This is a genomic window from Segetibacter sp., assembly GCF_025963695.1.
In the GTDB taxonomy this organism is placed as follows: domain Bacteria; phylum Bacteroidota; class Bacteroidia; order Chitinophagales; family Chitinophagaceae; genus Segetibacter.
In genome coordinates this window covers 1-5519 of the sequence record NZ_JAOQAH010000070.1, presented here as the reverse complement: position 1 = coordinate 5519, position 5519 = coordinate 1, and the positions used below count along the sequence as shown (strand labels likewise).

At 40.2% G+C, this 5519-nt stretch carries 3 protein-coding genes; 1 reads left to right on the top strand and 2 read right to left on the bottom strand.

Annotation, left to right across the window (positions count from 1 at the left end; genetic code table 11):
- The first annotated feature begins 150 nt into the window (after positions 1–150).
- Positions 151–1074, top strand: a complete 924-nt coding sequence (locus tag JWR87_RS12410) for an AraC family transcriptional regulator (protein ID WP_366090602.1) — start codon at positions 151–153, stop codon at positions 1072–1074.
- 183 nt (positions 1075–1257) lie between these two features.
- On the opposite strand, the gene JWR87_RS12405 is transcribed toward JWR87_RS12410, so the two are convergent.
- Together JWR87_RS12405 and JWR87_RS12400 are read right to left on the bottom strand one after the other, a co-directional pair.
- Positions 1258–2319, bottom strand: coding sequence for a toll/interleukin-1 receptor domain-containing protein (locus JWR87_RS12405; RefSeq protein WP_297820491.1), 1062 nt, complete (start codon positions 2317–2319; stop codon positions 1258–1260).
- Positions 2320–2333: 14 nt separating this feature from the next.
- The gene (locus JWR87_RS12400; protein WP_297820488.1) at positions 2334–5027 is read right to left on the bottom strand and encodes a tetratricopeptide repeat protein; all 2694 of its coding nucleotides are present in this window, start codon (positions 5025–5027) and stop codon (positions 2334–2336) included.
- Between the last annotated feature and the right edge of the window lie 492 nt (positions 5028–5519).

Below are 5519 nucleotides of genomic sequence, written 5' to 3'. Positions count from 1 at the left end.
GTTTGAAAAAGTGTCTTCCACGTCCCATTCTCAGGCTGCAAAAGTCTTATTCTTCTATATGTTTGTTTGTATACAGGATACAGATTTATCTACCAATTTCACTGATTGAGTGGTTTGACTATGGCGGGATTAAAACAAGGGGATAAATTTGTGTCAGATAAAAATGATACTTCTATGGAAGAGATTTTGCAGATTAATACCGTAAGTGAACATGATGCCTTTTACCATAAGGAAAATTTGCATCCATTGGTTAGCGTGATGGACTTTGAAGGCAGGACACCGGAGGTATATGCGAGCAGGATGAATTTCGGGTTTTATGCAGTGTACTTAAAAGACGTTAAATGTGGTGATATAAAGTATGGTCGGCATACTTACGATTACCAGGACAGAACATTGGTATTCGTTGCTCCAGGTCAGGTTATAAATGTGGACATCAACAAAGATTACAAGCCGCAGGGCTATGCTTTATTGTTTCATCCCGACTTAATTCGGGGCACCTCGCTTGGCAAGCACATTGATGATTATACGTTCTTCTCTTATCAATCAAAAGAAGCACTGCACCTATCTGAAAAGGAAAGGAAAATTGTGTTGGATTGTTTTGCTAAGATTAAATATGAATTGGAACAGGGAACGGATAAGCACAGTAAAACTTTGATTGCTTCAAACATCGAGTTGTTCCTAAATTATTGTATGCGTTTTTATGACCGGCAGTTCATTAGCCGCAACGAGGTACATAAAGACACATTGGAAAAGTTTGAAGCCTTTTTGAATGAATATTTTGGCTCTGACAAACCACAAACCATTGGACTGCCTTCAGTGACTTATTGTGCCGAGCAGTTGCACCTTTCACCCAATTATTTTGGCGACCTGGTGAAGAAAGAGACCGGCAAAACGGCCCTGGAGTACATACAACTGAAAGTAATTGATATGGCTAAGGAAAAAATACTCGGGCAAAATAAATCGGTAAGTGAAATCGCTTTCGAACTGGGCTTTAAGTACCCGCAACACTTTACCCGGTTATTTAAACAGCATGTTGGGTTTACGCCAAAAGATTATCGGGGTTCGCTGAATTAAGACCAGTCGCAACTAGTCTTAACTCTTTATGCGGTTAAAAAACATGTAACAACACTACCCCTATTCACTTATTACTTACCACTTACCACTTATTACTTACCACTTATTACTTACCACTTACCACTTACAACTTATCACTTACCACTTACCACTTACAACTTATCACTTACCACTTATTACTTTTTAATGTTTTAAAACGATATCAACACTTCCGGAGGCGGAGAAGTAATCTATCTTCTGAGAATAAAAATCTCTTCGAGTGATTGACAAAATGTATTGATTTTTTTGCATGTAGTAAGGCAAGTTCACTTTGAAAAGTCCAGCGGCATTACTGTGAATAATTGTATCTCCATCAATCGCAATGGAACACCCTTCAACCGGATTGCCTTTACCATCTTTTATATTTCCGTAAACGGAGGCCAGGCTGCCATCGGGCACAATTGAAATATAAATGGCATTCGTGTTTAAAAGAACTGTATCAGTTAGTAGCTTCCAGTTTTGTGCATTCAGTTTTGCGCCGATTCTTTTGCCGGCAAATGAAATGGGAATTTGCTGAAAGGTTATAGACTGATTAGGCAATACACTTTTCTTATCTTCTTTGCTGCCAATATACAAGCTTAACTCCCCACCCTCAAATACGGGGTAATCCGGATGTAGGTTCAACGCTGCATCTGGCCTTACAAAAACAGTTGCATCGAACGGCTTATTTTTTTCATTGATGTAATACCATAACAGGCCTGTAAGCACCAGCAGCGAAATGCCCGGCAGCAGCCATTTCGATTTTAAGATCGCTTGCCGCTTCGGCTTATATACACGATCCTGGTAATCCTTGCCGACATAAGCTGCGATACGTTCGAAATTTTCTTCTTCAAAAAAAATCACTTCATAATAACGCAGACTCGCAGGCAAATTTTTTATTTCAATATCATCGGTAACCACCGTCAGTATATTGCCTTTTTTCCTTCCCGCCCTTTTTTCACTTATAAAAAACCCCCATTCAGCTTCAAGCCACAAGGAGCTGAGATAATCTACTTTAGAGCCTACTACAATCATATGCCTGCACTCGTCCAAAGCGCTGTCAATAGCCTTTCTATAGTCGCTGCTTCCCAGTTGTGGCAATGTTTGTGAGGACACAAAAACAGACAACCCTTTCGATACCAGGTAGTGGCTCAGCGCTTTTGCAAGCGCTACATCTTCGCTTTTATACGATATAAAAACATCTTTTGCTACCTGATTTTCTGCCATAATTCATCGAAATTTTAATCAACGAGAACGCCTTTTATTTTATTAAAGTCCGGATGCATAATGCCAGCCTTTTCTAGTTGCGCAATATCATCTAAGTATATGCTCACATAAGTTCTATCGCCATACGACTTACCCTTTAGCGATACATACACCTTCCTTGCTTCTTCGAATTTATTTTGAAGCAACAGAGCGGCGGCAAGGTTTGCATTTGCATACTCCATCTCTTTATCGTAAGACCCCGTTTTTGCAAACCCCGGCGATAGGGCTTCCCTGGCGGCTTGTTCTGCTTCAGCAAACTTTTTACTTAATAACAAATACCAGGATAAACTATTCAGATCGTGGCCAAAAGAAAGCACATTCGAAAATTTACCTTTCTTAATACAGTCTCTTTTTCGTTGCACCAGCAATTGCTGCAGTATACGCTTGTTGTAGATTGTGTTGGCAGATTCTATGTCTGCAGCAAGGCCATTCAACTCGTCTTCAACTCTTTCCTTATCAGTTTTTGAAGAGTAAGTGGAAGGATCAACCGCTTGAACCCGCTTCATCTCGTTGTTGATAGAACCTATAAAGTTCCTAACAGACTTTATGTCTTCTACATACTTGCCGGGATTCTTTTTATCTAAACTATTGTACGTTTCTAATAACTCCCGAAACTGACTTAAAGAATTCCTTATACTATTTTCATTTTCCTGCTTAGCGTAGAATGCCCGCGAGTGATAATCGTTTGCCGCAATATCATATTTACAACTTACTATTTCTCCTTCTAAATTTTCGTTATTAACCAACGACTGACGTTGGTAAATAGCAAGGGCGCTGTTAAATAATATTCTTGCTGAAGCTGAATTCCTAAGCGGGTAAAGTTGCCCGAGCTTATGTTGCACCCCCGCCAATGGCAATTCAAACATTTCAGGAACGAGTTTCGAAAACTTCTCATAAATCAACAGCGTTTCTGTAAAGAATACTTCAGCAGAATCGCTGTCATTCGCTTCTTTAAAAAACATTCCCATTTGGTTGTATGTGTCTGCCAATACAGGTTCATAAACGCCGGGAATTCGAGCGACAAGACGCTTCCTTATATCCATGGCTTCGCCCAGATGATTACGTGCAGTAGTACTGTCATTTTTTTCTACAGCATAAGTTCCCAGGTTGCTACGTGCAGTATATAAAGCACCCAAACTGGTTAAGGCATCTGCCACATATGGATCAAATACCATTGGAGAAGTTTGTTGAAATTTCCGATATACGCTCAAGGCATTTTCTAACGCTACCTTGCCGGCATCATACTTTTTCTGACACAAGTACACCCGGCCTAAATTGTTTTCAATTTCTGCTATTTCGATTTCATTTGATAGAGGATCTGCGTCGTTCAGCTTTTTCCTAACCTCAAGCGCCTGTTTAAATGCAACCTCCGCAGACTTATAATTTTCCTTTTTAAGATATAACACCCCCAAATTGTTATGAACCTCTGCCCTACCCGCTTCATATATTTTAGGGTTCGATTGTTCAAGTGGTTTGTAAGTAGTGAGCGCCTGAATCAATTCATTTTCTGCCTCCTTAAAAAGGCGCTTATCTAAATGAAGCTGGGCTAACCCAATTAATGCATCGCTTACATTTTTACTATAGGAAACAGCGTCACTGTTTGAGAGTGGTTTGTAGAGGCTATAGGCTTCTTTCAACGCATCTTCAGAGGCCTTATATTGATACTTGTTTTTTAAAATGATACCTAGTTGGTACTGCACGCCCGCAAGACTTGAACTAAATGCGCGGGGATTAGCTTGCTTTAGTTTAGTGTAAGCAGCTAATGCTTTTTTTAAGATTGTGTAGGCTTTATCCAGGTCGTTCTGACCTTGTAAAAATTCGCCATAGCGCAAAAGGTTTTCATAATCCGTGCTGTCGTTTTCAGCCAAAAATTTCAACTTTCGTTCGGTCGTCTTCCAATCGAAGCGAAGCTTCGACAAATTGATTTCTTCTTTCAGATTTCGCCTGTGCAGGTTAATCGTATTATACGTAAGTAGTGATGCAGAATCAGGATCTTGTCCATTTCTACTTAACTGCTTTAACCGCTCGTTGGCTATCAATAAATTTTTCTCGCTTTGCAGCGTTTCGCGTAGCAGAACCGCTTCTTCTATTTTGCCTTGAGCAAAATATGCATAAGCAGCTTTTTCTGTTTCTGATACCTGGTCCAGGTTTACCCTGCTTAAGGTCTCCGCCAGCTCGTAAAGAGCTCTCTTCGATCGTACAAACTGCTCATCAAGAGAGTCAGTTATTTTCTGAAAGTCTCTACCCTGTTTGTTTAATTCTGATTTTTTCTTCTGAAGCGCCTCGCGTAAGATTTTGTTCAACAGTTTAAAATTGTCCTGGTGCTGCTTTGCCCAAACATCCGCCCGGCACATGATAACTGTATGGGGATGACTAAACGGATCAAGAGGCAAGTTTACCTCAAGCCTGTTTTTTTCTGTTATTACCCATTGTTCTTTCTCTAAAATCAGTACAGTGTTATAGCCAGGTTTTCCATTTTGAAACGTAAGGGTAAAACTTCCATTGTCGGTTGTTGCTGTTTGGTTGGCAAAACCAGATTTTACCATAACCCCCGGAACCGGTTTGTTGTTACTGTTCTGTTCCAACACATAGCCGAACAGCTTTTGTCCCTGCGACTTAAGGATACTACCAACCAGGCAAAGCGCCATGGCTATGAAAAGCTTGCCCATGTTTTACTAGTTGTTGTTCAGCAAAATCAATTTCTCTGTTTATTCAGGAAGCAATGAAGATTTAATATACATAAAAATTCCCGCTGTGTTGCAGCAGCTTTAATTACGTTATAAGAAGGGAGTGTTTACAGCAGTTAGAGGCAAAAGTCTTCACGACGCGTTACATACAAACAGGATGGAATGGAAAGTATAAGGGTAACTTTTCGGATACGGGTATAGATCGATGAAGTTTGAATATTAATTATTGAGCCGGCTGTTGTGGTGCTATTAAACATTGTTGTGTCACTCACTTGTACTTTTATTTCATTATGCAGGGAAAAGAATCGTATTTATGGTCACACTGCACCGGCTGAGAGTTGTCCAGCTAACCAATGCTGCTCGTCGAAGCGGTGAGGGGCACAAATTTAGGTTACAGACGTAAGCACCTAAACAACGAAAGATGCACTAAGAATTGAAAGCTTCTGTTCTTTCAATAGCACCAAACTTGCCGTG

What these genes read in the sequence shown, in the direction of transcription:
- JWR87_RS12405 (WP_297820491.1), bottom strand. Translation starts at nt 2,319, where the DNA reads ATGGCAGAAAATCAGGTAGCAAAAGATGTTTTTATATCGTATAAAAGC.
- JWR87_RS12400 (WP_297820488.1), bottom strand. Translation starts at nt 5,027, where the DNA reads ATGGGCAAGCTTTTCATAGCCATGGCGCTTTGCCTGGTTGGTAGTATC.